General features: G+C 43.3%; 23 protein-coding genes. 11 read left to right on the top strand and 12 right to left on the bottom strand.

Translation table 11 applies throughout. The features are described 5' to 3' along the window. Positions 1-143 precede the first annotated feature (143 nt). The gene (locus tag OH455_RS04685; protein WP_269980515.1) at positions 144-1,451 is read right to left on the bottom strand and encodes a hypothetical protein; all 1,308 of its coding nucleotides are present in this window, start codon (positions 1,449-1,451) and stop codon (positions 144-146) included. A 317-nt stretch (positions 1,452-1,768) separates the two neighbouring features. Between OH455_RS04685 and OH455_RS04680 the strand changes: the two genes are divergently transcribed. The 6 genes from OH455_RS04680 (at position 1,769) to OH455_RS04655 (ending at position 9,819) form a co-directional block, all read left to right on the top strand. Then, positions 1,769-1,996, top strand: coding sequence for a ParD-like family protein (locus tag OH455_RS04680; RefSeq protein ID WP_045974078.1), 228 nt, complete (start codon positions 1,769-1,771; stop codon positions 1,994-1,996). Beyond that, positions 1,986-2,768: a type I methionyl aminopeptidase gene (gene map / locus OH455_RS04675; protein ID WP_269980514.1), complete on the top strand. Its 783-nt coding sequence runs from the start codon at positions 1,986-1,988 to the stop codon at positions 2,766-2,768. Before OH455_RS04680 ends, map begins: the two co-directional genes overlap by 11 nt. A gap of 584 nt (positions 2,769-3,352) precedes the next feature. Next, positions 3,353-3,928 carry a hypothetical protein gene (locus tag OH455_RS04670; RefSeq protein WP_269980513.1) on the top strand — a complete coding sequence of 192 codons (576 nt, stop codon included), beginning with the start codon at positions 3,353-3,355 and terminating at the stop codon, positions 3,926-3,928. A gap of 494 nt (positions 3,929-4,422) precedes the next feature. Continuing rightward, a complete protein-coding gene (locus tag OH455_RS04665) occupies positions 4,423-5,703 on the top strand; it encodes a hypothetical protein (protein ID WP_269980512.1) in 1,281 nt (426 codons plus the stop codon). Positions 5,704-6,106: 403 nt separating this feature from the next. Then, positions 6,107-6,802, top strand: a complete 696-nt coding sequence (locus OH455_RS04660; RefSeq protein ID WP_269980511.1) for a VC0807 family protein — start codon at positions 6,107-6,109, stop codon at positions 6,800-6,802. Positions 6,803-7,218: 416 nt separating this feature from the next. Continuing rightward, positions 7,219-9,819 carry a cellulose-binding domain-containing protein gene (locus OH455_RS04655; protein WP_269980510.1) on the top strand — a complete coding sequence of 867 codons (2,601 nt, stop codon included), beginning with the start codon at positions 7,219-7,221 and terminating at the stop codon, positions 9,817-9,819. Between the two features lie 226 nt (positions 9,820-10,045). Here the strand turns inward: OH455_RS04655 and OH455_RS04650 are convergent, their stop codons facing one another. From OH455_RS04650 to OH455_RS04640, 3 genes are all read right to left on the bottom strand, one after another. Further along, positions 10,046-11,572 carry a methyl-accepting chemotaxis protein gene (locus tag OH455_RS04650; RefSeq protein WP_206374674.1) on the bottom strand — a complete coding sequence of 509 codons (1,527 nt, stop codon included), beginning with the start codon at positions 11,570-11,572 and terminating at the stop codon, positions 10,046-10,048. A 357-nt stretch (positions 11,573-11,929) separates the two neighbouring features. Beyond that, entirely contained in the window at positions 11,930-12,958 is a 1,029-nt protein-coding gene (locus OH455_RS04645; protein WP_045977903.1) for a methionine synthase, read from the bottom strand. A 28-nt stretch (positions 12,959-12,986) separates the two neighbouring features. Next, positions 12,987-13,961, bottom strand: coding sequence for a DUF1852 domain-containing protein (locus OH455_RS04640; RefSeq protein ID WP_269980509.1), 975 nt, complete (start codon positions 13,959-13,961; stop codon positions 12,987-12,989). A gap of 495 nt (positions 13,962-14,456) precedes the next feature. Between OH455_RS04640 and OH455_RS04635 the strand changes: the two genes are divergently transcribed. Beyond that, on the top strand, positions 14,457-15,137 hold the full coding sequence (locus OH455_RS04635) for a DUF1826 domain-containing protein (protein ID WP_206372089.1): 681 nt from the start codon (positions 14,457-14,459) through the stop codon (positions 15,135-15,137). A gap of 67 nt (positions 15,138-15,204) precedes the next feature. Here the strand turns inward: OH455_RS04635 and OH455_RS04630 are convergent, their stop codons facing one another. Beyond that, on the bottom strand, positions 15,205-15,747 hold the full coding sequence (locus tag OH455_RS04630; RefSeq protein WP_045977906.1) for a nuclear transport factor 2 family protein: 543 nt from the start codon (positions 15,745-15,747) through the stop codon (positions 15,205-15,207). Between the two features lie 147 nt (positions 15,748-15,894). Here OH455_RS04630 and OH455_RS04625 point away from each other — a divergent pair, with 147 nt between their 5' ends. Next, on the top strand, positions 15,895-16,278 hold the full coding sequence (locus OH455_RS04625) for a winged helix-turn-helix transcriptional regulator (protein WP_045977907.1): 384 nt from the start codon (positions 15,895-15,897) through the stop codon (positions 16,276-16,278). A gap of 52 nt (positions 16,279-16,330) precedes the next feature. On the opposite strand, the gene OH455_RS04620 is transcribed toward OH455_RS04625, so the two are convergent. Beyond that, entirely contained in the window at positions 16,331-17,002 is a 672-nt protein-coding gene (locus tag OH455_RS04620; RefSeq protein ID WP_045977908.1) for a type 1 glutamine amidotransferase domain-containing protein, read from the bottom strand. Between the two features lie 116 nt (positions 17,003-17,118). On the opposite strand from OH455_RS04620, the gene OH455_RS04615 reads away from it, so the two are divergent. Further along, positions 17,119-18,003, top strand: a complete 885-nt coding sequence (locus OH455_RS04615; RefSeq protein ID WP_269980508.1) for a LysR family transcriptional regulator — start codon at positions 17,119-17,121, stop codon at positions 18,001-18,003. A 113-nt stretch (positions 18,004-18,116) separates the two neighbouring features. Here the strand turns inward: OH455_RS04615 and OH455_RS04610 are convergent, their stop codons facing one another. The 5 genes from OH455_RS04610 to OH455_RS04590 all read right to left on the bottom strand — a co-directional run bounded on the left by OH455_RS04610 (position 18,117) and on the right by OH455_RS04590 (position 23,027). Then, the gene (locus tag OH455_RS04610) at positions 18,117-18,488 is read right to left on the bottom strand and encodes a hypothetical protein (protein ID WP_269980507.1); all 372 of its coding nucleotides are present in this window, start codon (positions 18,486-18,488) and stop codon (positions 18,117-18,119) included. Further along, positions 18,485-19,387: a hypothetical protein gene (locus OH455_RS04605; RefSeq protein ID WP_269980506.1), complete on the bottom strand. Its 903-nt coding sequence runs from the start codon at positions 19,385-19,387 to the stop codon at positions 18,485-18,487. Before OH455_RS04605 ends, OH455_RS04610 begins: the two co-directional genes overlap by 4 nt. A 130-nt stretch (positions 19,388-19,517) precedes the next feature. Then, positions 19,518-19,919 carry a YkgJ family cysteine cluster protein gene (locus tag OH455_RS04600; RefSeq protein WP_269980689.1) on the bottom strand — a complete coding sequence of 134 codons (402 nt, stop codon included), beginning with the start codon at positions 19,917-19,919 and terminating at the stop codon, positions 19,518-19,520. Positions 19,920-20,194: 275 nt separating this feature from the next. Then, positions 20,195-20,629 carry an aegerolysin family protein gene (locus OH455_RS04595; protein WP_206372094.1) on the bottom strand — a complete coding sequence of 145 codons (435 nt, stop codon included), beginning with the start codon at positions 20,627-20,629 and terminating at the stop codon, positions 20,195-20,197. A 304-nt stretch (positions 20,630-20,933) separates the two neighbouring features. Further along, positions 20,934-23,027, bottom strand: a complete 2,094-nt coding sequence (locus OH455_RS04590) for a TonB-dependent siderophore receptor (RefSeq protein ID WP_269980505.1) — start codon at positions 23,025-23,027, stop codon at positions 20,934-20,936. A 1,310-nt stretch (positions 23,028-24,337) separates the two neighbouring features. Here OH455_RS04590 and OH455_RS04585 point away from each other — a divergent pair. Further along, positions 24,338-24,832, top strand: coding sequence for a hypothetical protein (locus tag OH455_RS04585; RefSeq protein WP_269980504.1), 495 nt, complete (start codon positions 24,338-24,340; stop codon positions 24,830-24,832). 356 nt (positions 24,833-25,188) lie between these two features. Next, on the top strand, positions 25,189-25,659 hold the full coding sequence (locus OH455_RS04580) for a hypothetical protein (RefSeq protein WP_269980503.1): 471 nt from the start codon (positions 25,189-25,191) through the stop codon (positions 25,657-25,659). Between the two features lie 157 nt (positions 25,660-25,816). Here OH455_RS04580 and OH455_RS04575 read toward each other — a convergent pair whose 3' ends face one another. Beyond that, positions 25,817-26,401 carry an SMI1/KNR4 family protein gene (locus OH455_RS04575; RefSeq protein WP_269980502.1) on the bottom strand — a complete coding sequence of 195 codons (585 nt, stop codon included), beginning with the start codon at positions 26,399-26,401 and terminating at the stop codon, positions 25,817-25,819. Positions 26,402-26,614: the final 213 nt, after the last annotated feature.

Genomic DNA, 26,614 nt, shown 5'->3' with positions numbered 1-26,614 from the left:
TAAAAATAGAGGTGGCCAAAGGCTCGAAAAAACGCTCAAGCGAATATCAGGTAAAGTACAGGAAAATACAGCGATCTCAAGCTGAAATACAGGGGAAAAATGGTGGCCCGATAGTGTCGGGCCAGCTATTAGGAAGCATTCGCTTAATAGTCTTGGTAAGCGCCGCTTTGTACCATCGCGCTCTGGAGCAATTTATGCAAACGAGAACCTGGTTTGAGCGGCTTTCCGTACTGACTGGCCAATACGCTACTTTTGGCAGAGACAGACATATAGTAATTCACCGCGGTCACTAGTTTGTCGGAATCCCTACGAGTGATTAAGTTTTTCAGCGTTCTCACAGCCTGCTTGGATTGACTGCTTTGGCGAAATTTAATCGCACTGTCGTACTTAGCCAAGGCACCTGAAATAAGATCGATAAAGTAGTGGTTGTCTGAAACGTTGTCTTCACCAATAACGTAATCAAAAATGATCTCAGGGTAAGCTTGGCTGGCACCAGTAATCATAAACTCGTTATTGCCGCTGGAAATATTCCAGAAGTGATTATTTGTGCCTCGAGAAATCACCGAGTCATAGCCCAATTCTTTCGCCTGAACTGAACTCACTTTTTTAAAGGCACTTCTGGCGGAAGTGAACGGAATGGCTTTATGAATAAGGTGAGGAAAGAGCTTTGAATGACCGAGGCACACTCTGGAAATGATCGCCGTTTTACTAAATTTCCTACCTGTGCTGTCTCTGCAGAAGCAGCGATAGTCACCACATTGAGCACAAGTTGAATAGGTCATTATCTTTGAGAAGTTATCCGAGAAATAGGCACCTTGGCCGAGCATCCCATAACATCCAGACTTCGCATTTTTCTTGCCGAGATCCGGTCTGAATCCGCCTCCTGCAATCAAATCACCGATATAAGGTGAGGTGCCATGGAACAGCATCAACTCGCCATTTCTTCGGTTAAGCACCGGAGCACAGAAATCCGTATAGTCGGTGTCATTTTGAAATTTAGACTGGAATTTAGTGGCACCAATCTTATTGGCTGAGTTTTCACCGAGTGAGTAATTGGTATTGAGAAACGATTTATAAGTCGCTAACAACTCTTTGTTGTAAATGATTTTCAAAGAGCGAATGGAAATGTTCGCAGACTCAGGAGGCTTAACGTCACCTTTACCCTCTTTCATTCTGCGCGTCATTCTTGCCACCATCATTTCGCTATTATCGGGATTGTTTTTCATCTCGAAGGCGTAATGCATACGGGCACCTTCTGCTGTGGGGGACACCACTTTCCTAGCTGAGATGTTTTCGTTAACAAAATCTTCGACGTGTTTAAGGAAAGGATGACCGCTGGTGAGCTCTAGGTAGATGTATTTGCCACTTTTTGGTGATTTCCACGACGTCTTAATCTCTCCCCAGTAATTTGGCAGCTCAGAGCTTAGATATTTATCGTAATCTGTAATCATATGCTTCAATACCCCGTCTAGAACTCTATTTTAATGACATTTATCTTGCAGTGTAGGTGCGCCGCCTATCTAGAGCAACACAGCGACTGTTTAATTGTCAACCAACAGATGATTGAAATTTCTACCGTATTGTAAGGCTTGGCATGAGTTGTTGAGCGTAAAAGGCTTGCGGAATCTACTATCAAAATCTGGTCAGATCAGTTTTTTAAAGGGGTGAGCAAGTTCGAAATCAAGGTGTGTCATTTGATCAGAGTTTGGCTTGACGAATTAAATGATGTGTATACAATTCGTATATGTTTTATATATTGGTTGTTGTTTTGGGTATAGTCAAAATTTCTGATGAGTTACACGAAGAAATAAGAAAAGCCAGCTCAGTTATGTCTCGCTCTATCAACTCTCAAGCGGAGTTTTGGATAAAAATGGGTATGTTGGCAGAGCTTCATCCTCAATTGTCGTTCAATCAAATTGTTTCCGACTTGATGAAATCAGCAGAGGTATCGGCGGCGAATGTGGTCTCGGAACAAGGAGAAGCGATTGAGTCATAATGTGACGGTTAAAACGGCTGCAGAGGCAGAATTAATGCGTGAGTCTGGCCGTTTGCTTGCAGAGGTTTTCCATATGCTAGATACCTACGTAAAGCCTGGAGTGTCGACAATGGACATTAACAATAAAGTAGAGGAATTTATTGTTAATCAGCTCAAAGCTAGGCCTGCGAGTAAGGGGCAGTATGGCTATCAATATGTGTTGAACTCATCCATCAATGATGTGGTGTGTCATGGTGTGCCAAAAATCAGCCAGTTTTTGAAGCCTAAAGATATTGTTAATCTAGATATTACGCTGGAGAAAAATGGCTTTATCGCGGACTCCAGTAAAATGTATGTTATGCCTGAGGCAACGCCGTTAGCGAGAAAGCTTGTTGAAGTTACCTATTCAGCAATGTGGCAAGGGATTAAACAAGTCAAACCCGGTGCGACATTGGGTGATGTAGGGCATGCGATTCAACAATATGCCGAATCCCATGGTTATAGCATTGTTAGAGAGTATTGTGGCCACGGTATTGGCCGCGAAATGCACGAAGCCCCGCAGGTACTTCACTACGGGTTGCCCAATCATGGGCTGACCTTAAAGGAAGGGATGACTTTCACTATTGAGCCTATGGTGAATCAAGGTGCGGCAAGGGTAAAAACAAAGAAAGACGGCTGGACCGTTGTCACGCGAGATAAAAAACTGTCTGCACAATCGGAGCATACAGTGTTGGTAACTAGCTCCGGCTACGAAGTGTTGACCTTGCGAGAGGAAGAGAGGGCACTGGTTTAATTTCAGGGTGAGTGGTATCGCTATTCAATTCGTAAGGTTAAGCGCCAGTTGTGCGACTAGCCTGGTGTTATAACTTGCCCGTTTTTTGTTGATCCCTACTGTGTTATCCACTCAAAATGAGTCCCCTTCCGCTCTTCAATCACAAATGGTAGCCTGCCATTAGTTTCCTTTTACTAAACACATGCCTCTCCACGTCATAACATCGTTAAACGTGACGACTTCGAGTAATCACTTTTGACTCACCTTTGTATTTGTCCACGGTTAAAAAGATAGCGCCTCAATACTAGATAAAGATAGAAATCAGATTTATAGACATTGAAAAATGTCAAAGCTTACATCTACATCAAGCCTATATTTACTGGACGACTTATTCATCGTTATTTAAATATTGGCTTTGTTGTTTTAGGCATATGGCTAAGGTTTATTGATATATATCATCTTTAATTAAAAATTGAATAGATCCATTGATATTAATATCTATTATTAATGTGTTTTTTGTTGTTATCATCTTATTTGCCAGATTTATAGTTTAATATTTAAATTAAATATGCAGAATGAATAGGGAATTATAAAGGAGTAAAATTTTGAAAAATGTTATTGCAGTTTCAGCGTTGGTCACTTTATTTTCTACTAACGTTTTCGCTAAGGTTGAGACATACCCTGCAGCAAGCGTATGTCATGAAGATGTTGTGAAAAAGAATTCAGCATTTGAAAAGCATTTAGCCAAAGAGGGTAACTTTGAACAAGCAATGAAAACTTTGACGCTCGAAAAAGTTGGAGTTGCGGATGGTCGGTTTATGTTTGCTCCATCTTTTGGCAGAACAGATCGTCAATTTGTGTGTAATATCCCTTTAAATGATGATATGGGGAATGTTAAGGTCAATATGCACGCTTACCTAACGGGTATGAAGGCTGGTCGTCCAGGCGGTTGTGAGTTTTCAACATTACGCCGAATTTCAGACGGTACGGGCTGGAAAATATTTGACTATGCAATGCCTGGCGGCTTTGCATGGACGGGCCTGAAAAGTAATGGCGGCTTCGTAGACTTCTCCCGATTTATCGACAATGAATATCGTCGTTCGACTTCATTAAAAGTAACTTGTAGAACAACTTGGGATCAAGGTGAAATACAACTTAATCATATCGAGTTAGAGTATTAAGACCTGAACAATTTTCGATAAAATATAGTCGAGTTATTTTTGACTCGACTTTTTTTCATTTCTCTATTTCCATTGTGGATGTTTTCTATACCCTACCTTTCAATAATCTTGATCGGAATATGAATTATTTATTCTCACCTTAAGGATAAAAATTCACTATTCTGGTTTGTATAATCGTTGAATAACACATTTTACATTGTCGATTTGGTCATCCATGCTCACCAAATATGCTTGGGGTACAACAAGAGCGCGTAGCGACACTAACTCAACCAGCAGCCATCACTCAATATGGTGTGCCCTGCGAAGATCCGTTTAACGTATCAATTATAACATTATTAACAATATATTATTACTTAAGTGTCTGATTTTAATGGCTTTATTTTATAAATTAAGATCATTTAGTCGCCCCTAGTGCTCCGCATAAATATTCTCGTCTCAACTTGCTCAGCTTTTTGAACAAGCGCATATGTAAGGCTACAGGTGAGAATTAAATTATGGATATTATTAACCCTCAAACAGAACAGATAAATAGAGGCGTCCCAGTGCATCGTTCTATTTTACTGGTGTGCGGTTTGAGCCTAATGATTGGTCTTTCGGGTTGCAGTGATGGTGGAGAAACCACTCGACTAGCTGCCGAAGGCGCAGCTGGCGATACACAAGATTCGTCATCGAATAACCAAGATAATAACAACGGAAATAGTCCTTCACTAGAAGACGGCGATCCATCTGATGAAAATAATGGCGGCTCCGGTGGTGGTGACAACTCCAATGGCGGCGAAGGTGGCACCGATGGTGGTGACAACTCCAACGGCGGTGAAGGTGGCTCCGGTGATGGTGACAACTCCAACGGCGGTGATGATACGCCAGCGGATACCTCTAAACTGCATGTAAAATTTACTCGACCAGCCCCTGTCGAGAATTCGGCTCCGCATATACAAAGGCAAAATCAGGAACTATCGGGTCGTCAGTTTCAATTGGCGGTTTATGCCATAGATGATGAACTCAATTTGCAAGATGTCACAACGGACGTCACTTGGACGACGGTCGCTGAAAATTGTGGTGGAGAGCCATGCTACACCCTAAGCCCTGAAGGCAGGTTGGTTGCAGGGGCCGTCGGTCAATTCAGGGTGCAAGCAGAGTATAATGGTCTGTTATCTCATGAAGTCGCACTTGAAACCCCGAGAAAACTGGAAACTTGTGGTGTGGAAGGCAATGCCGACAAAGCTCACCGCGGAAAGAAGTGTTTGCATATAATCGTTGGGAATTCTGGTGATGCTGATGGTAAATGGTTTACTGAACCACCTAGAGTATCAGTAATGCATCATATGTGGTACAGCCACGATAGAACCGTTTACAATTCTGGGTATACATACTCGAGGCTTTTTGTCGATGGTGGTAGTGGTACCAATCAGTTCTTTGTTATGCGCAATGATGGCTATGATGAAAAAGTCGATACATCGAGAAATGTCGGTGGGGACTATGGCCAGCATGACCGATATTGTCGAGACCTCGCGATGATAAGGTTTAATGGTAGGGATAACTGGCGAAGACCTACTCAAGACGAACTATTGGAATTATCAACAATGTCTATTGGTTCAACCTATGATTGGCCAGTCAATGGGTATTACGCATCCGAAAATGTACATATCAAGAGTGAAGCGAATGGAGGCTTACACTTGAGACACGTTTATATGGCCACATCACAAGTGGCGAGCAAGTTACCGAGCACATTTTCTTTATCCACCTGTGTATCAGAACAAACAATGTCATCATAGATACAAACATCGGGGTGGAGATATGCCACCCCACAATACAGAGATTTTATGATGTGAAAACCTAGTCAGGCCCCAATATACACGAGTAAGCAATGAACCCATTAATACCGCTCAGCCGACAGCGAGCGACATTTAAGTGACAGGCGAGTCAATCAAACCTCATATTGATTGATACCCTGCTGAGCCGCCGTTTTATCTTCAACTGGATTTTGGTTGGCTCAATTCCAAATATGCCACCTAAGCCAATCATGGTTCGCTTTCCTACCTCAATGATTGCTGGAACGATTTATTTAATAAGTCGTTACACAACTTGGTACTTTAACTCTTTACATCTTGTTCTAAGCAATGAACACTGCCTCTCGAAGTTGTATAACAGCCGATTCTATAGAGTCAGTAGGAAATTATGAGTAACACGACGGCAAAAAAGTCGAACCCCCTATTCGAGATCCTTTTTAACGTATTTATCCCTTCATTCATCTTAATGAAGTTCAGTGGTGATGAGCATTTAGGCACAGCCATGGCCTTAGTGGTCGCTTTGCTATTTCCCATTGTTTACGGTTGTATGGATCTGATCCGCAACAAAAAATTTAACTTTATCTCTGCACTCGGATTTGTCAGTGTGCTACTAACGGGTGGGATTGGTTTACTAGAGTTAGATACGCGCTGGTTAGCGTTGAAAGAAGCATTGATTCCTGGCCTGATTGGTTTAGCGGTATTGGGCTCTACGTTCACACGCTATCCGTTTATGCAGAAGATGATTTTGAACGACACGGTATTGAATCTGGCGTTGATCACTGAGCGTTTAGAACAAAGTGGCAAGAAGGAAGCGTTTGAACGTTGTTTGATGTCATCTAATTATCTTTTTGCCAGCACGTTCGCGTTCTCTTCGGCAATGAACTACTTTTTAGCCACTTGGATTGTGACAAGCCCAGCGGGAACACCAGAATTCAATGAAGAGTTAGGTAAGCTAACGCTATATAGCTACCCGATCATCGCAATTCCAAGTATGTTGATGATGTTTGGTATTTTCTATTACCTCTGGCGTCAAATCAGAGCCATGACCTCGCTTGAAACTGAGCAGATATTCCACACAAAATAACCGCCAAGGGCATAGCCTGACTCGAGAAAAAGTCAGGCTTTTTTATCATACCAACGCTTATTAATCGCCCGATAAGTGCCAAATACTTTAAAAATCACCTCTATATCAAAAGCTTACAATTTTTTGTACGCCACTCTTTTATCAGCTTCTTTGTCTACAGACTCTGTTCTGATACCGCTTATACTTGATTGAGTCTTCCTCTGAAAGTTTTTTTATTCCATTAACTAACTGAATGTTTTCTCACTGTAAAGGCGTGATATTTGCCGCATATTGATATTATTCCTACCTTTTTGTCAGATCTATCAGGCCAGAGATGCTAACTTATTTTCAGATGATTATTTATTCTGCAGTGTAAATGTCTTTCCCTACTACAACATGAAATAAGACAACAAGATAATTAACTGAAAGGTAGAATTATGTTTAAGATGAGTAAGATAGCGACCTCGTTGGCGTGTATGGTTTTAAGCGGCCACTTATTTGCGGCAGAGCCTTATGACTCGAGCAAATCTTATGCTGGCGGGTCACAAGTCACGGTTGATGGAAAAACCTATGAAGCCAAATGGTGGGCGGGTGCGGGCCAGAGCCCAACGGGTGAGTATCCCAATGAATGGGACTCACCTTGGAAGCTGATTAGCGATACCACTCCTGAGCCAACCCCAGACCCCAATCCAACGCCTGATCCAGACCCTCAGCCGACCCCAGATCCTGCTCCAACGCCTGATCCAGCGCCCACACCGGGACCAGTTGACGACTTGTGTGTTGAGTTCAACGAGTATCCAAACTGGACCCAAGGTGACCACGCCAAGGGTGGCGATATCATGGTAAAAGACAACATTGCTTATAAAGCGAATTGGTGGACGTCGTCCGTTCCGGGTAGTGACGGTAGCTGGGCTCATCATCTAAACTGCGATAGTACTCCTCCGGGTACTGCCCCCTTACTTTCCTTACCAAACCCTATGGATCCGGTAAGACTGGAAGTCAACGGTTGGCCAAGCCATTTCGTCGTCACCAGCCCTGCCACGTTTAATGCGCCCTCTACGTTAGTTGTTGACACCATCAGCAGCACCAACCTGTCTGATGCCACTCAGTTAACGAATGCGTTCGTCTCTCTAATTCAAACGGTCGAAACTGCAGGTTCTTCATCGGTCATTATTAACAGTGATGTTCTGGATGTTGCGACAGCAGATAAAGGCCAATCTCTAGGTGTTGTCGCTGTTAAGCAGGCGCTAACCACTGCTGTGGATGCGACGGGCAGCCAGATCGATATCAATGATATCAATGCACTGACTGACGATGTAAGCGGTTGGGCTCAAGCCTATAACCTGGTTATTTCGACACTTGCTCCTCAAGCGACGTTTGGCTGGACACTGAATATCGGTGACTTTGCTTACGACACTCACTCGGGCCGGAGAGCCGTTTGGAATGCAGCTTCCGGCGCTACGTCGGATCTGCTGTCTGCATTTGAGCTGTACAAATCCGATTCATTAACCAAAGCAGACTTTGTCGCCTTTACTAAGTCGAGCGCTTCACCTGCATTGAGCGACAATCAGTGGCACTACGCACTAGAATATGTGAAACAAGTGACGGATTACCTTAAAACTCCGGCTATGTTGACGTCTCTTCCTACTGCACAAACTGCGTCTTACTTCTTAGGTAATACATCTGGAGAACGCCATATTCGTAAAGCGGCACACAGCAATATTTTTGCCATCAATTTTGATACTGACACTGCCGACCTAAGCGCTAAAATTACCCGTTATCAGCAGGCGACTGTGCCGCTCTACTATGTCGGTGAAAGTGTGACCAGTGGGCCGTTAACGCGTATCGAATCACTCAACAACGAGTTGGCAAACGCAGAAACGGCAATGAATAACCAAGCCTTCCTGTTTGAAACCCCTCAATCGCAATGGATCCCATCCACAGTGTATAAATGGGCAGATTTCCTTGCCGGTCTCAACTCAATGCATAACGTAGGTGTTGCGGGTAATACCTTCTGGCTGTTGGACGATACAGCGGATGATGCGACCAACACTCTTTATGCGAAAGTGGCTATCGCCGCCTTCTTATCGCAAAGTATGCAAGAGACTATTCGTTATAATGCTTGTGATGAAAATAACTGGTCTGAAGTTCGTTACGGTGCGCCAGTAGACTATCCAATGACAGCAAGTTGTGGCCAGCTAGGTCAGAAGTACGCTGATTATGGTATGGATCCAGTCACAGGCCAAGACCACCCATACTCATGCCCTCGTGATCCGAAGATGGAAGTGAGCGCGTTAACCAATGCGAAATGGTATGGTGCGCCAGCGCCTATCTTTGCTGCTCCAGATTCAGTATTGAAAGAGCAAGGGTTGCTCGTCAATGGCAATGTTGGTCGTTGGACAAACAATGGGCACTGCAATGAAGTACCGAGTGTTGTCGATACGTCTAAGCAGGTTTGGGAACGTGATGAATGTAAAGTCTATGCTGAACAAAAAGCGGGTAAGTTTATCTGGGATGGTTCAGATACCAACGGTACAGTACAAGGCTGTGGTTGGTGGGGACGTGGTGTTATTCAAACCACAGGTCGCCAGAACTTTGGTACCTTAAACCACTTTATGGGCCGCTCACATGTTGACCCAGAGACTATTGGCACCACAGTTAATGGTGTGACGGTTGAAGCGCCACCGGCAAATCCTCTGTATGCCGATCTTGATTTCTGTTCTAACCCAGGACTGATTTGTAGCTCTGAAGAAAACCGTGAGATCAAATGGATCGCAGGTTTATTCTACTGGGTGACATCAGTACAAGCGTACAATGACGTCGGTGGGCCATACGCAGACTGGAATTACCATACTGAACTGAAAAAATACGTGGATGGTGGTTTGCAAGGTACACAGTTTATTGATGCGGTATCTGGCATTGTGAACCGAGGTTGTCCAGACCATACCTGTCCAGTCAGCGGTGAAGTACACGCAATCAAAGAGCGTCAAGATAACTTCAAACTTGTTCTCAAAACACTGGGTCTGAATCCTCAATAGCAAAGGGGAGGAGTTCTTACTCCACCGAGATCCTAACCGAAAGGCTCCCGAACCATGGGAGCTTTTTTATTAGCCTTGGCTTGGGCGTTCGATAATGATGCCATATTCGAAATGGCTCAATGAATGGCAAGCTGGGGACGCTTCTATCAACTAAAAAGCCAGTCGCAAAAGTGACTGGCTTTGATTGAATTTACTCGGCTAACAGCGCGAATCTGGCAACACAGAGTTAAATCTTAAATGATCCAACATGTCGATCGAGAACTTGTGATAGCTCGGCAAGTTTCTGGCTTGAATGTTCTAACTGTTCGCTAGCATTAAGACCATGTTTCACAGAGTGACTCACCGTATCCATATTGAGGTTGATTTCATTGGCGACTGTGGATTGCTGCTCAGTTGCGGTTGCGACCTGAGTATTGATATCCAGAATCGTGACGATCTGTGTGGCAATGTCTTCCAGCGCTTGTCTTGCCACTTGAGTTTCAGATGTGCCTTCCTGAATCAGTGTTTTACTATTGTTCATTGACGCCACGGCATTCTGCGCCTCGGTTTGCAACTGGTTAATCATGGCGTCAATTTCATCCGTAGACTGTGCCGTTTTAGTCGCTAGGTTGCGTACCTCATCAGCGACGACCGCAAAGCCACGCCCCGCTTCGCCTGCGCGTGCAGCTTCAATGGCGGCGTTCAGTGCCAGTAAGTTAGTTTGCTCTGATATACCTCGAATGACGTCGAGAATGGTACCGATTGACTGAGTATTGTCCGCGAGGTTTGTGATGATGTTCGACGTGCTATTCATCTCGGTTTCAAGATCATTAATTGCCGTGGTCGTTTTTTCGATCGTCTTCTGTCCACCTTGAGCTTCACTGGTTGCTGTGCTGGCGGCGTTCGCTGCGCCAGCCGCACTTGATGCAATTTCATTGACTGTAGCAATCATCTCATTCATTGAGGTGACGACCAGCATCGCTTGCTCGTTTTGTTCATGGCCTCTTGTTAGGGCTTGTTGAGATTGCTGACGAAGGGCAATGGCGGCGTTGTTGAGCTCTGCACCTGTTTTGACCACTTGTGAAATGATTTCGTGGACTTTGCTCACAAAGACGTTGAACGCCGAAGAGATCTGAGCGACTTCGTCATTTCCCTTAGTGGGGAGTCGAACTGTGAGATCACCGTTGCCTTGGGAGATATTGTGTAATGCGTTCTTAAGTACCGAGAGAGGTTTCATTAGCTTACCTAACAAGAAGAACAGCACGACGACACAAAGCACGAAGATCGCTACCATAGAAGACAGCTGATAAGTAACAATGCCATTGGTTGCTTGGCTGACTTCAGTGATGGGAATACCGATGTCGAAGGTGCCATAGAGTTGGCCGTTTACATAGATCGGCGCCATGATGTCATAGACCCACACTTGCTGAACATCTGCATACCACTTTGAATATTGCTGAACACCTCTTGTCGCGCCAGCGACGGTATAGCTGTCCTCATAGGTTTTGTTGAGCTTTTGTTTATCGCTGTGAGCAACCGCTGTCACATTACTATCAATGACAATTGCGTAGCTGACATCAGATCGTTGTTTTAGCTTGCTGACTAAAGATTGCAGGTCTTTTAACGGATCTTGTGAGTTTTCAAGGATGTACCCAGCATTGCTTGCCAAGAATTCCGCTTGCACTTGTGATTTATGGAGGATGATCTCATCAATTTTCTGACTGGAGATAAGGTAAGTTGAGATCATACTGGCGGCCACCGCAATGCCAAACATGACACATACTGCGAGGAGGATTATTTTCTTCATTCTGAACGTCTCTATGCAAATCTTATTATTGGTTTTTGCTGATGCTTGATACAAGGAAAGCTCAATGATAAGCAACAACTCTTATATCGAGTATGTTTGCATAAATTTCAATAACTTTAGTTGTTAGATCTAAAACTCTAATTGAGGATCACACTTTTGGCGAAAAAGTGCTAGAAGTGGTCGGTAAAAGGTTGGTCTTGGTAGCGAACGCTCGAACAGTGGAGCGGAGAGAGATAGCCAGTATTTGATTGGAAAACTTGGGGCGTAATGGAGCGAAAGTACAAGCTGCCTCACCTTTGCAGGCAGCTTGTGATAGTGAATTGGCTAAACGGACAGTTCTTTTCGCACCAGTTCAGCACCGGCACTGAGTGCATTCAGCTTGTTGCGTGCGACGTCTCGCGGGAGTGGTGCCATACCGCAGTTCGTACATGGGTAAAGTTTATCGGCATCGACGTATTTGAGTGCCTCTCGCAATGTTTGCGCTACTTGTTCAGGCGTTTCAATACTCTCAGTTGCCACGTCAATGGCGCCAACCATCACCTTTTTGCCTCTAATCAGTGCTAGCAACTCGATGGGCACGCGTGAGTTATGGCATTCCAGTGAAATAATATCAATATTAGACTGTTGTAGTTTCGGGAAGATTTCTTCGTATTGTCTCCATTCATTGCCGAGCGTCTTTTTCCAGTCGGTATTGGCTTTTATTCCATAGCCGTAGCAGATATGAACGGCTGTTTCGCATTTCAGCCCTTCAATTGCGCGCTCCAAGCATGCGATACCCCAATTATTGACGTCTTCAAAGAACACATTGAACGCGGGTTCATCAAACTGGATGATGTCTACACCTGCAGCTTCCAGTTCTTTGGCCTCTTGATTGAGTATTTTGGCAAATTCCCAAGCCAGTTCCTCACGACTTTTATAATGGTCATCGTACAGCGTATCAATCATGGTCATTGGGCCGGGCAGTGCCCATTTGATCGGTTGATCGGTTTGCTGGCGCAAGAACTTGGCGTCTTCGACAAAAACGGGCTTTTGACGGCTAACGGGACCAACAATTGTCGGAACACTTGCATCGTAGCGATTACGGATCCTTACGGTTTTACGATGTTCAAAATCAACACCGTTTAAGTGCTCAATGAAAGTAGTCACAAAGTGTTGGCGGGTTTGTTCGCCATCACTGACAATATCGACACCCGCATGTTGTTGTTCTTGCAACGACAAACGCAGTGCATCCTGTTTGCCATGGGTAAGTTCATCACCTTGAAGTTTCCAAGGAGACCAGAGTGTTTCTGGTTCTGCTAACCAAGAAGGCTTGGGTAAACTGCCAGCGGTTGAAGTTGGTAATAGTGTTTTCATAGTCAGCCTTTCATCCCTCTGTCAGTTGTTAAGCGTATTGCGCAGACCATTGTTCAAGCACTGTCTGGTATGGCTTAATGAAATGTTCTTGAGCAAACTTTCCTTGTTCAACCGCCAATCTGCTGCGCTCTTCGCGGTCATACACAATCTGCGTTAAAGAGTGGTCACGGTTATTTAAGCTTGGCTGATAAGACTTACCTGCTGCCGCGTTTGCGTTGTAAATTTCAGGACGATAGATTTTCTGGAATGTTTCCATCGTGCTGATGGTACTGATCAACTCCAGATTGGTGTAATCGTTCAATAGATCGCCAAAGAAATAAAAAGCGAACGGAGCGACACTGTTTGGTGGCATAAAGTAACGAACTTTTAGCCCCATTTTTTGGAAATATTGCTCTGTCAGAGACGACTCATTCGGTTGATATTCGTAGCCTAATATAGGGTGCTGATTGTCAGTTCTATGGTAGGTCTTATTGTCTGACACACTCAAGCAGATAACAGGAAGCTTTGTGAAGTTTTGTTTGTATGTCTCTGAATTAATGAAATGTTTGAACAGTTTGCCATGCAGCTCGCCAAAGTTATCAGGGACGCTGAATTGCGACTTACCTTTATTATGATCAAGTAACAACACACTAAAGTCATAATCGCGAACGTAGGAAGAAAAGTTATTGCCTACAATGCCTTCGATACGCTCATTGGTTTTATGATCAACAATATAGGTTTTGAGTACTTCAATAGAAGGGAACCGCTCGCCATCGGCTGCAATATCCATGTCGACAGAAACGATTTCCAGTTCAACAGAGTAACGATCGCCATTAGGGTTATCCCAGTGAGCAAGGGCATTAAAGTTATTGTCAATCATCTTAAGCGCATTGCGTAAGTTCTCTTGGCGACTTTCTCCTCTCGCCAAGTTGGCGAAGTTTGTTGTAATGCGCGTGTTGTCTGAAGGACGATAGTTTTCATCAAGGCTAAGGCTCTTGATAGTAAATTTGAAGTCTGTAGTCATGGTGATTGGTTATCCTATTTCCTTAGATGAACGCCGAAGTGATGGCTTACTTCTTGTATTTGTTTACGTTTCTAGTCAGTCATTTGTTGTCTCTAAATTCTGTCTAGATATAAGAGTAGAATCCTTTATAACGTTGTTCTGTACTTGAATAACAATGGTATTGCTTCACATTGAACATGAGGAATTTTCATGAGCAAGTTAGCTTGAGCACGGTCTGGACGGCAGAAAGCATCGCTCAACGCGTCTGTGACTCGTTGTCATGTCATAGAGGGGAGCGAGTAAAGAGGTAAAAACAAGTACAGCTGATTAGCGAATTTCCGAGTAGGCGATTTACCGCTAGTTTGACGTAAGAGTTGATAAGTTATTTTGTTATGTTATAACGTTGCTATTGTGATTTTGTCTGTCATTCGTGGTCATCGCTCAAACAGGGAGGTTGTCACCATGAATGAAGTATGAAGCTGGCAAATCATGCTTTTTAATATAGGAGGTTATGCAATGAATGCGGCTTTGGCTGAACAAAAAATCTATAGTGCTGAGCTTGATGTTGTGACCGCCCCCAGTTTCAGTTCAGGGAAACAACCGACGGTATTGGCCGATATCTATAAAGACGAAGTGAATATTGCGATTTGGCAGCGTCAATTCGAACCATCGTTCATCGAATCGGTTCGTGAATTTGTTGACACCAACCCCTCATTGAGCAAGTCGCTGACAGTCTCTCCTGAGAGCGCAATGGACGATTTGGTTTATGCTACTGACGGTCAAGCACCGCAAGCTCTGCTAGAAAACATCGTTCAGCTTGTTGATATGTTTTGCTGCTTATTTGAGCTTGAGCAAGTCGGGCTGAGGCTTGCAACACTTGGCGGTGCAATGTGTCCGCGTTTTCATGTTGATCAAGTTCCTTGCCGTTTGGTAACGACTTATCATGGGGTGGCTACAGACTGGTTACCAAACCATGTTTTGGATCGTTCAAAGTTAGGTCATGGCAGTAACGGCCAACCCGACTGTTCATCCGGTTTATATAGAGAAGAATCTGACGTGCAGCAGCTTAGCTGTGGAGATGTAGCATTGCTGAAAGGTGGGCGATGGGAAGGCAACGAAGCAACAGGGCTTGTTCATCGCTCTCCGTCGATTGAGAGTGATCAACCCAGACTATTGATGACATTGGACTTCGGTTAACCTTGATGGCCAGTGACACAAAACAGAACAGGGCGATCATCGCCCTGTTCTCGATTCCGGTGGCGAATTAAAACACACCATTGCCATTTTGAATATCGCCACCACTGAGCAATGAGTACAGTCGCATTGAGAAATCAAGCGCCTGAATAGAGTCCCAGTGCTCAACGATTCGGCCGTCTTCGAGTCGCCAAGTGTCGATGATATTCATGCCTTTCTCATCATTACCTCTATCTTCCTTATCCAGCGTGGCATGTGAGTGGAAAATGACGTAGTCGCCATCGACATAAATGTGTTTTACGTCGTAGGTATAATCAGGGTATTCCTCAACAAAATCACGCAAGAAACCCACTAGGCCTGTTACTTTGTCGGGTAGATTACGGTTGTGTTGTATGTAGGCGCTATCATTGTAGTGCTCTAGTACATAATCAAAATTATGGTCATTCATTAAATTCTGCACAAAATCGGTAATCAATTCGGCATTAGCTCGCTCCTGCTCAGTCCAGTTTGGTTTCTGCAACTCATGGAGGTTAATCGTCAATTTGTTTGATGATTGCGCATAACTCGTGGTCGTTAAGAGCAAAAGAATGGTGGATATGGTTCGTGTTAGCATGGCTCTCTCCAAGGTACTAGTTGTTATTTAGGTATACATTGATCATCATAGTAATTAATAGTAACCTACATGACAAGAAGGCACTTTCACGTTCGCTAGGCACATTTTGGTAACCTATGCGCGCTTAGAGTTTGATAAGGGGCACACATGGCTGAACAAGCTAAACCGGAAAGACGAGTTTTTTATAACAATGAAGATTGCGCTGTGCGCAATGTGGTTTCGCAAATTGGTGACAAGTGGTCGCTTTTGATCTTGTTTGCGTTGGTGGATGGGGAAGATAGGTTCAACGCTTTAAAATCTAGAATAGAAGGCATATCACAACGGATGCTGACTCAAACATTAAGAGATTTAGAGCGAGAAGGCTATGTCAACAGAACGGTCTATCCAGAAGTACCGGTAAAAGTAGAATACGGCTTAACAGAAATGGGGCGGGAGCTTGTGAAGCCTCTTTATCAACTGGTATGTTGGGCTGATGACCATCGGCAAGATATTGAGCGTGCGCGCAAAGCTTACGATGAGAAAAACGCATAGAAGAGCTGGCACCAAGGTAGGCTGTGGATTCTACGCCTTGATGCCAAATCGATTAAGCTAAAATTTCCACCAACTTTTGGCCTACACTGTGGGCACTGGTTGGGTTTTGGCCTGTGATGACTCTTTGGTCGACAATGACAAATTCTTGCCAAGGTTGAACCTTGCTAAATTGTGCTGCACTTCGCGCAAGCGACTCTTCTAGCAGAAACGGGATGTCGTTAATGGTGCCGAAATCGATTTCTTCTTCACGTGTGAATCCGGTGACCGATTTAGAGGCCAATAGTTTATCGCCATTGCTTAGCGTTATTGGCAATAAGGCCGCAGGGCCATGACATACTGCTGCTACAACGCCACCCTGTTCGTAATGTTTAGCGGCGATAATTGCAAAGTCTTTATTGACGGCAAGATCCGACAATAAGCCAAAACCGCCTGGGTAGAAAATCGCATCATAGTCTGAGCCATTGATCTGAGATACTGGAATTGTATTGTTGATTTTGTTCAAGAAATCGTCATTGCTCAAGACTTCGTCATTCACCGCGTCTCCCTCGATATCCGTACCGTACAGAGGCGCTTTCCCGCCTTTGATTGAAGCGATGTCGTACTCAATTCCTGCCGTAAGGAGTGTCTTGACTACATGGGTGAGCTCTGGCGCGTAAGTACCATTAGCTTGATCTGTGGTGCCTAGTGTGGCGTGGTTAGTGACGGGTATAAGTACCTTTTTCATGCGTTTATCCTTCTGATTGATTCATATTTTTTGTTCCCCTTAATACTAATTGCACTTTATTTGGTTGATAATATGCTTTGTTTGCAAAACATTATTGCTATATAGCAAAGGTGAGTATGGATAGCTTTGAAGGGATTAACGAATTTGTTGCCGTTGCGGAAAGTCAGGGGTTCTCCTCGGCCGCAAAGCAGTTGGGATGCAGTACTAGCCACGTTAGTCGACAAGTTTCAAGGCTTGAAGAACGGGTGGGCGTAGCGCTGCTTGCCCGATCGACCCGCATGGTATCATTGACGGACGCAGGTCAAATTTACTATCGCCAATGCAAAGAGCTGGTCAATGGGTTGCAACATGCCAACGAACAACTCTCATCACAAAACATCCAGCTCAGCGGGACGTTGCGTGTTAGCGCTGCTGGAGCCTTTGCCGAGGATTATGTGGCACCTGTCTTGATGACGTTCGCCAAAAAATATCCCGAACTCACAATTGAGTTGGACTTCAACACTCGGATGGTCAATTTTATTGAAGATGGTATCGACTTTGCCATTCGCTATGGTCGGCTCAATGATTCAGGGTTAGTCGCAAGAAAGTTAGCAGACAGACCGATGGCGGCCGCTGCAAGTCGTGACTATATTGAACAATTTGGTTTACCGACGCATCCTGAACAGTTAAAAAAACATAGCTGTATTATTGCTAACAGTGATCACTGGTTGTTTGAGCAAGATGGTCAACCCTTGAGCGCAGTTCGCGTTCATGGTCGATGGCGCAGCAACAATGCCTCAGCGGTGATAGAAGCTTGTCAGCACGGCCTTGGTATCGCTTACTTACCCAAAAGCAGCTTTAAACATGCGCTTGAAGATGGAACACTGATGCCAGTGCTGGAACCATTTTGGGGCAAAGGCACAAGCAGTTGGATTGTGTATCAGAATCGACGATTTTTGCCCTTGAAAGCCAGAATGGCGATAGACTACTTGGTCAGTTATTTTGCCGATTGGCAAGAGTAATGCCTTATATGTTGGCCAATAATAAGTGTTGTCCAAAGCCTATTCGTTGTGAGAAAGATTTGGAACACGGGTGAGGTTCTTTTGGTGTGTGTCCTGAATTTGTGTGTAAATAGTTAATTGCGGCTAGTTGGGATGCAATGAATGGTTTTGTTATAGATATCAATATCACAGTCTTGCTCATTCCAAGGCGCTGCTGCGATAAACCTCACACCTCCACCATCCACATTTATTCGGGTTGCATAGACAGTTGGTGCATCTTTTCCTAGATCCAGACCAGAATCACCTAATTTGCAGTATCTTGTTGTCTCATTTGATTTAAGTAACTTGACATAAATACATGGGTCGCTTTTCAACACATATGCGATAAATCGTTCTTTTGGAGAATCAAGGCGGTAGTCGGTGGCATAAAAGCGATAATCGTCGACAGCGATATTTGCCATTGCCGGTAAAGATATGAGTGCTACTGCGTAACCAATCCATTTCATTGTAAATGTTCTCTTCGTTTTTCGAACCTATTTATGTCTACATCTCTCTCTAACCATTTGTTGCTTCTCATTACTCTATAAAAAGATGAGCTTGTGCCAGTTAGATTGTTTTCAGTATCGTAGGCCAAGGCAGGTATAAACCAAGCACGAGTACTGCCTTTAGGGTCATCGCTACCAGTGTTATCTCCCCGGTAAGTTAGATCAACTAATACATCTCTCACGTTTTCAGGAAGTTCTTCCCATACGATGATATGTTCCTGATCGTAAGCTACACGAACATCTGCTTTCGTTACCAATCTTTTTGTTTCACTTTCGTACCAAGGGTAAATCTCCAAAAATAAAAAATGTTGCTGTTTGCGTGTAAGAATTTGTTCTTCTTTGGGAACACTTGCATTCAATTGTTTATAATGCTCAAAAGCAGCTCGCTTGGTTTTGCCCGCTCCATTCTTAAGCCATTTGAGTAAACGGCCGGAAATAGGTTTACAATGTTTAGCTATATTGGCAAATAACTGCTCGATTTCGTTCGATGTTCGTTTTCCAATATCTAGACCTCGACCAAAGGTGATACCTGAGTCCCCAATAACTGTACCGTCATTGTGAGGAAGGTGTGGAACACGAGTGAAGTAAGGGCTTGAATCAATATCATTACCCTCAGAATCAAACGTCAGCTGCCCTTTGGGTACATTTAACCATTTTTTATCCATTTCATCATTTGAGTTTGCTGCTATTTTGTCGGCTTTACGCTCAGCAATAACACGCTCTCGGTTTGCTGCCCATCTACGATAATCTTCAGGGGTATATTTTAGCTCCTCCCTGCGCTCGCGACGCTGACGTTTTGCCCGCTCTCGTGTTGTTTCTTGTCTTTCAGGATCTTCACTCGGAAAGGATTGATAGCGCATCTATGGTTACTCATACATTCAACAAATAATGTTGGCATTGTTGTGGCTAATGAGAGTAGGGGGTGTTTAAATAATGCTAAATCATAATAATTTTGAGTGTGTCCTGAATCTCTTCCTTACCTAAATCAACCTAGTAAGAGCTGGGAGGTCGGCTTGAACTCATCAGTTTATCGAGATCTTTCTGAGCTTTGTTGGGGTTTTCTAAGTCTTTGATTTCTATCATTTCACACTTATCCCGAACCATTTCGTTGATCAGGCTAGGGTAGTGACGGCAATCTTCTGGTCGGTCGAAGTAAATACGGCAAGTGTATTTATCTTTTTCTTCTGGTTTGGATTTAGGTACTAGCTGCAAAAATGGACAGCGGTTTAATGGCTCTCTGGTTTTTGGATCAAACCAAATTTGCCCATCTTTGACATATTCAAAAATATCAGGGTTAAACAGTTCCCACAGGTCTATCTCTTCCTGCGTGGCTGCCAAATCACCATCGCCATACTTGATACAGCATTTTCCGCACTGGTTGCAGTCTTTCATGGTGTTTACTTCGAATTGAGGGCTATAGACTGAGTCTATCATCAATGGTGGAAATAGCTCTGCATTTGGGGCAGATATCCGTTGTGGTGTGTATCCGTTGTGGTGTGTGTCCTGAATTTCTCTGAATTTCTCTTTGAATTTCTGTGCTGAGTAACTATCTAGAAAAGTTAATGAGTGAAAAACTTCGCTCACCTAAAAGCTCTTGTATAAGTAAAGAGCCCAAGCATTTAGCATTCAATGCTTGGGCTTATTATCAATTACCGAGAAGTCCGATATTAGATTTTTGTCGTTTGAATGATAACCGTACCAAGCGCTCCAGAGTCTAAATTCGCGCCTGTTTGAGACGTGATGTATTTATTCAATGGAGGCTGAGGGCCTGATAGAGTCCAACTTGAATCGTTTGTTTTACTTCCCCAAGGGCAATCCCAAGAATAAGTCCCAACGTGTGTGGAACCGTCGTATAGTTCGAATGAGCCTTCTGTACCTGATGCTGCATCCGAGCGACCACAAGCATTAATTGAGAATGATGTGCCTCTTTCAATAACTTGTCCTTCTATCTCACTAGGCTCATATTCGTTATCTTTGCTACCACCCGCTACACCGATCTGTTTTGAGTCATAAAACTTGCCCCAAGAATGACTGACATTTTTCAGAGTCACATCATAGTTGGTTGCATAAATCGTAATTGTTACCCATTGTGCATATGCCATGAGAGTTACCTTTCCATTTGACGTTTAAGTTTTTATGTTTATCCAAACGATAAACTTTGCTCTGTACTCGCCTTCGTATGGAGCAACGAGCACTTCACTAAACAATCTAGTCCGTTTATCTCATTATTCTCGTTGTCTTTATCTTTCTGTTGTCACTAACACAACCTTTATGAGACTAAGTGCAATCATGTTAAACGTTAATAATCCTTAAATCCGTTGAGACTAAAATCAAAAAAGCCATCGCGAACAGCACACCTATTAAAAAGGGTTTTGAACACGATGGCTTAAACTGATAGTTGGCTAATTAATACTCAAATTGAATACTAGCCATATAATTTCGACCCTCACCAATATCAACATCTTCAGCACCTAATTGAGTGCTTCTTGTATTGCCGCCTCCATCTAGATAATCAGTATCAAATAGATTTTCAATATTGAAGCGAGCTACGATGTTGAGGTCATTGTACTTCTGAGTGTAAGAGATACCGGTATCAATACGTGTATATGCATCTTTCTTGAAAGTGTTACCTGAGTCACCGTAGCGGCTTCCGACATGGACAACGCCCAGATTTAGATTGGTGTCATCTCTAAGTTTGTAATTGGACCATATTGACGCTGAAAACTTAGGTGTATTCGCTGGTACATTACCCTTGTAAGAAGCGCTATTTGTTATCTCAGCATCAAGATACGTCGCAGATCCTGAAAGACTTAACTGACTACTAATAAGACCCTGTGCTGCGAACTCAGCACCTCGATGAACTTGTTCGCCATCTTGAGTCAAAATATCTTCATCTGCATTCGCTGGGTTTTCAACGCTTAGTTGAATGTTCGATAAAGTTGTCTCAAACAGAGCTCCAGTCAAGAATAAGCGACGATCAAATAGCTCCCACTTGGTGCCGACCTCATAAGATTTACCTAATTCAGCGTCGAGCTTTTCACCTTCGTTTACATAAGATGTGCCCACTTCACCTTGAGGAACGAAACTTTCTGAGTACTGGACATAAATAGAGCTATTGTCTGAAGGGTGATAAATAATCCCTGCTTTTGGTGAGACTTGGCTTTCAGTTATATCATCATGTTTTTCGTCATAACGAATACCCACTAGCAGATGCCATTTATCATTAAATTTTGTGAAGTTTTGGAGGTAAGTACCCCAAAGATCATAAGAAGATGCTCTTATGCTGGTATTCAACGATACAGGGAAGTTGATCGACTCTCCAACACTTGCACTGACTGCATCGCCTTTATGACTGATACGATCGAAAGAATACCTCAAGTAGTTCGCACCAATTAATAGCGTATTCTCAGTTCCAGCTAAATCGAAGTTATGGGTGAGATCAACATAAGCAGTATCATGGTTCCACTCGTCATACTGTTTGCCGGGGGTCAGAGTGACAGTCCCATTTTCCTCATAGTTGCTAAAGTTAGTCCAGGTGTAACGATAATCACGTTCATATCTTTGGGCGTTGTAACCCGTCTTTATGTTAGTGTCATAGCTTGGTGATAGGAGCAGGTCAAAACCGTAGTTTTGAACTTTAATATCAGTATTCGCCCAGTCAGCGTCCCAAATATACTGGCTGCCTGCAACTGGCTTACCATCGACAATGTAAGAGCCAGTATCTACTCCACCTTCATAATCAAAATAGTCATAATGCAGAGATAACATCGCTTTTTCATTGATGTCATAATCAACCATTAGTGCGCCGATCATGCGCTCGGTTTGAGGGTTGCTGCCATCTGCATATTCGCGCCAAGAGCTGTAGCTATCCTTTACTAGAATAGTTCTCGCGCGCAAAGATTGGTCTTCGTTAAGTGAGCCACTAACATCGATCATCGTTTTAGATTTATCGTTAGAGCCAATGTCTTGGCGCAAAATGAGTTGTGTCTCAGAGGTTGGTTTTTTTGTCACCATATTAATGAGACCACCAGGCTCTGATTGACCATAAAGTAAACTTGATGGACCTTTTAACACCTCGACTCGTTCTAGTAGCTCGGTCGGTTGTGGGTAATACGACCAGAGTTGATGACCATCTCTCATGATCCCGCTACCACTGCCAACATCAAAACCACGCATGGTAAAGTACTCAATGTTGTGCCCTTTGGTACTTCCTGTTGTTACACTTGACTCATACTCTAAAACTTCTCCAAGACTACTCGCCCCTTGCTCTTCGAACATTGAACTATCGATGATCGTAACTTGCCCCGGCGTTTCTAATTGAGTCATCTCCATACGCATGGCGGTGTTGTTAGTATCATTCTTATAATGAGTAAACTCGCTACCCATAATGGTCATAGTCTCAGTTTGCGCCACTGATTCTTCTTTCGTATGACTTTGTGCAAATGCTTGATTCGCTAATACGGCACTGATAAGTAGCGATACCTTTGTTTTGAAAAACACTCTAGTTTTAACTCCTATTGATTATCGTCGTTAGATTTTTTGTCGCGTAACCAGTTTCGCTAATGCCAAAGACTGACCGTATTGGCTTCCGTAGCCCTGTCGTTGTTTAAGCGATGGAAGAAGCAAACTATCCGTGATCTGAACCGCGCTCATTCTTTGATGATGTCTAACGAGTCGTTTATTCCCCCGCAAGGTAAATGACAATGATTTACATTTGCATTGAATTTACATTTTTTACATTCGCCTATATTTTTCTGTGTTTGAATCACAGCTCTCTGGTTGGTGTAAAATTGTTCAAAAAGACACAACGACAACTCAATCGGAAAGGCACGCGTTACTAATGTCGTATGGTTTAGAGGTAAACTAAGCAAGTGCAGGAATCGGAGACAGTAAAAAATGCCACCTAAAGTGCCTATTCATATTGATGGGCAGTTTGTAATGGCTCGCTGGGTTGGCGGCTTTTTATTCAAATCGACTTCGGTGTTTAGGGCACACATTTTAAGTTGGGCGGTATAGCGTTAGCTAGTCGGAGGTTATATGGAGTTTAATACCAACTTTGAGAAGATGAGCTTTGATGATGTGTCTATCAAATATGTTTCCAGAGTTGACTCCTAGGTTACCATGGTTCTCAGTGGTATGTTCATCAGCAAACAGCACCCACGTACAAATGGAAGCGACCTAATTGTTCAAAATGGGGGAGATGACTTTATACCACGTGTCTGATGAAAAAAGCCTCACTTGGTTACATAACATTGCACCTGTCGCCCACGAAACACCAGAGTGCCCGATTGATCAAATTATGAACGCGCAGAATTCGAGGACACACACCAATCTTTTGGTGAGTGTCCTGAATTGAATTTCAAACAATAGCAACCGTTTTCTGTGACGGCCTTGTCTAACCCCCATCCTTTACTCGACACATTGTTAACACACTCCTCTATAAGAACCTGATTTTTGACCAGTTAATCGGCCTATGCGTTGAATCCGTTGACTCTTCTGAACCCCAGCGATATCCTGCAAAAGCACTGGCAAAATCCAGTGCCAGGATTGATACCCTGCCTCAATTCACTAGTCGCATAGAGCGTCAGCAAAACGCTGCTCCCTATGTGCTGCCTTGGCGCACCTGTAGAAAACGGATTGGTTTTTGTTTGAACAATCCGGTTGGTATTACGGTGAGCTGGGCGAGGCAGCTCCTTTCGGGGAGGCTGGCCGTTTACTAGTGAGCGGTAGTATCAACCTTGTTCAGTTCACCACCCTTTGTTATGGGGTCTCTGTGTGGTGATGGAAATGTTTTCCTGTTGGAGGTTACCATGCCAAAGCTCACAGACGATCATGTTCTGAAAGTCCTCAATTCTATTTGTTACCGTATTCACACCGAGCCGGAATCGATTCGCTCCCATATGCGTGATTTATCGACGCTCCTCAATGGGCCCGACCCTAAACAAACGTCCAAATATAGCTGGCTCGAAGCGATTATTAGACAAGCGCAACTCAATCGCTTTACCGAGCACTGCTCCCCATCTCGTGACACTACCGATCTTTGTTTAGTTAAGATGCAGAACCAAAATCCCTATAACTTGTGTTTTACCCAAGACGTTGACCAATGTATTTGTCGTTTGCAGTCTTTGTGCGCACAGCCAATTGAGCTGGTGGCGTATGGGAAGGCGAAACTGAGCCCAGATGCGCTGCTTGAGGTGCTGTCTGAACCGCAGATCCAGAAGAACCGTTGGTTTCCGCTAAGCGATAGTCAGCGAGATGGCATCGTGAAAACGCTTAAGTCAGAGCAAACTCTCACCTCGCGTTGATTGGCTATCAGCGAGCAGGCACAGAATCACTGAGCTTTGGAGTAGGGTGGTCGCTCTAAAGTATTATTAGTAATAGAATTTTTACCCTTCTTACTAAGATAACCCACACGCTCGCTTTTATATATTGATAGAATGTATAATTCTATGTATTTGCATTAATTTTCAGTTATATACGATGGTTGGTGGTTAGTCAGGCGAACAGAATAACGAGATGGCTTGTTATTAAGAATGTTATGTATCCGCCAGAATATCAAAGAAGAATTCGAGGACACACACCAATCTTTTCACACCAATCTTTCGGTGTGCAATCTTTAATCTTCTGGTGTGTGTCCTGAATTGATGTGAACTGGATTAATATGAGTAAAAGACGAGCTAGAAATAAGAAAAAACAGACGGAAGGGTATAGAAAGCTTTCAGATTACCCTCAGTTAAGCTACGACGCTCGGCATCGCCTGTTTTATACTAAGCGTACTGTAAATAATTCTAAAGAAGCGCGTATATTGAAATGGGCGCAAAAAACAGCAAGCTATAGGTTTCAGTTCTTCTATTACATCAGTGGTGTATTGTCTTTTATGATTTGGGCGGCTACGGGTATAGGCTTTGTTACTTTGCTTGGCTACGTTGGTTTAGGTTATGTGTTCTATCGCTATATACGCATGACATGGTCTTATGAAGAGCGTGTTACTTATGAAAGAGAATACCCAGTAAAAACAATAACAGAGGTTCATAAAGAGCTGGTTCAAGATGGCTTAGTTACGAGTTTCTGTTCTATTGTAATCACAATAGCAATGTTCACTTTGGTTTATATGTCGAAATCGTTAACATAACAAGAAATACTATGAGGCGTTTTTTGAATTCGAGGACACACACCAATCTTTTGGTGTGTGTCCTGAATTGTGAATTATATCACTGGGCAATGGTGGAATATCAGCGCCTAACGCATACCTGTGGACTGGGAGAATTATGAGGGGATCCGCCAGCGCCCTAGTAATCTAGCCCAATTAATAAATGTTCAAAGTTAGTCAGAGCGGGAAAGATATCGACGCCGTCATAAGTTATATAAACGACTTCTGGCTCACCCTTCACGTTAAAGTCTAGACACAAAAGATCGCCGTTATCATTTGCGAAAGGTATCAACTTGCTCCAATCTCGTCCGCAAAGCTCTTGATCATATTCACCAGAGCTAAAGCATTCATCTAAGATTTTTTTCTCACTGTTATAGGCTGCACTACCCGGTAGGAAAAAACCGTCAAATAATACAAATGTGATATTTCTAGAACGCTTGTTGTCAACGATGTCAAAACTGATCGACAGAGATTTATTCATGTCATCCGGTGCGCAGGGGTAAGAGTAATTACAGCTATGATCAAAATAAAACCCGCCACACTCTTTTAAAAAATTAAGAAATAGTTCAGGGAACTGAATATTGAGTTCTTTTTCGATGGATATATGGTCAAAAGGTTGATCATTTTTAGCAAACCACATTGACGAGATCTTAGAGTTTTGTTTCGGGATGTTTTGGGCATTCCCATAAAAGAAAGCTTTGTAAGACTTGTTTTCAACCAACACTATTTATTCCCTTACACGAATATTTTTTATTCTATAATAAAAAATAATTTACACCAGTATGGACATTTTTCGAAGAAACTTTCTTTGAGAAATACATAGAAATTCAGTAGAAATTCAAGGGAATTCGAGGACACACACCAAAAGGACTAAATAAGTATGATTTCCCCCTTTTCGAGGGACTGATTACAAACTCTTGTTTGAATGATTGCTAAT

The sequence above is a fragment of the Vibrio sp. T11.5 genome, assembly GCF_027587155.1.
Taxonomy (GTDB): Bacteria; Pseudomonadota; Gammaproteobacteria; order Enterobacterales; family Vibrionaceae; genus Vibrio; species Vibrio neptunius.
This window is presented reverse-complemented; position numbering and strand designations above follow the sequence as displayed.

What these genes read in the sequence shown, in the direction of transcription:
- OH455_RS04685 (WP_269980515.1), bottom strand. Translation starts at nt 1,451, where the DNA reads ATGATTACAGATTACGATAAATATCTAAGCTCTGAGCTGCCAAATTAC.
- OH455_RS04665 (WP_269980512.1), top strand. Translation starts at nt 4,423, where the DNA reads ATGGATATTATTAACCCTCAAACAGAACAGATAAATAGAGGCGTCCCA.
- OH455_RS04660 (WP_269980511.1), top strand. Translation starts at nt 6,107, where the DNA reads ATGAGTAACACGACGGCAAAAAAGTCGAACCCCCTATTCGAGATCCTT.
- OH455_RS04655 (WP_269980510.1), top strand. Translation starts at nt 7,219, where the DNA reads ATGTTTAAGATGAGTAAGATAGCGACCTCGTTGGCGTGTATGGTTTTA.
- OH455_RS04650 (WP_206374674.1), bottom strand. Translation starts at nt 11,572, where the DNA reads ATGTTTGGCATTGCGGTGGCCGCCAGTATGATCTCAACTTACCTTATC.
- OH455_RS04645 (WP_045977903.1), bottom strand. Translation starts at nt 12,958, where the DNA reads ATGAAAACACTATTACCAACTTCAACCGCTGGCAGTTTACCCAAGCCT.
- OH455_RS04640 (WP_269980509.1), bottom strand. Translation starts at nt 13,961, where the DNA reads ATGACTACAGACTTCAAATTTACTATCAAGAGCCTTAGCCTTGATGAA.
- OH455_RS04635 (WP_206372089.1), top strand. Translation starts at nt 14,457, where the DNA reads ATGAATGCGGCTTTGGCTGAACAAAAAATCTATAGTGCTGAGCTTGAT.
- OH455_RS04630 (WP_045977906.1), bottom strand. Translation starts at nt 15,747, where the DNA reads ATGCTAACACGAACCATATCCACCATTCTTTTGCTCTTAACGACCACG.
- OH455_RS04625 (WP_045977907.1), top strand. Translation starts at nt 15,895, where the DNA reads ATGGCTGAACAAGCTAAACCGGAAAGACGAGTTTTTTATAACAATGAA.
- OH455_RS04620 (WP_045977908.1), bottom strand. Translation starts at nt 17,002, where the DNA reads ATGAAAAAGGTACTTATACCCGTCACTAACCACGCCACACTAGGCACC.
- OH455_RS04615 (WP_269980508.1), top strand. Translation starts at nt 17,119, where the DNA reads ATGGATAGCTTTGAAGGGATTAACGAATTTGTTGCCGTTGCGGAAAGT.
- OH455_RS04610 (WP_269980507.1), bottom strand. Translation starts at nt 18,488, where the DNA reads ATGAAATGGATTGGTTACGCAGTAGCACTCATATCTTTACCGGCAATG.
- OH455_RS04605 (WP_269980506.1), bottom strand. Translation starts at nt 19,387, where the DNA reads ATGCGCTATCAATCCTTTCCGAGTGAAGATCCTGAAAGACAAGAAACA.
- OH455_RS04600 (WP_269980689.1), bottom strand. Translation starts at nt 19,919, where the DNA reads ATGAAAGACTGCAACCAGTGCGGAAAATGCTGTATCAAGTATGGCGAT.
- OH455_RS04595 (WP_206372094.1), bottom strand. Translation starts at nt 20,629, where the DNA reads ATGGCATATGCACAATGGGTAACAATTACGATTTATGCAACCAACTAT.
- OH455_RS04585 (WP_269980504.1), top strand. Translation starts at nt 24,338, where the DNA reads ATGCCAAAGCTCACAGACGATCATGTTCTGAAAGTCCTCAATTCTATT.
- OH455_RS04580 (WP_269980503.1), top strand. Translation starts at nt 25,189, where the DNA reads ATGAGTAAAAGACGAGCTAGAAATAAGAAAAAACAGACGGAAGGGTAT.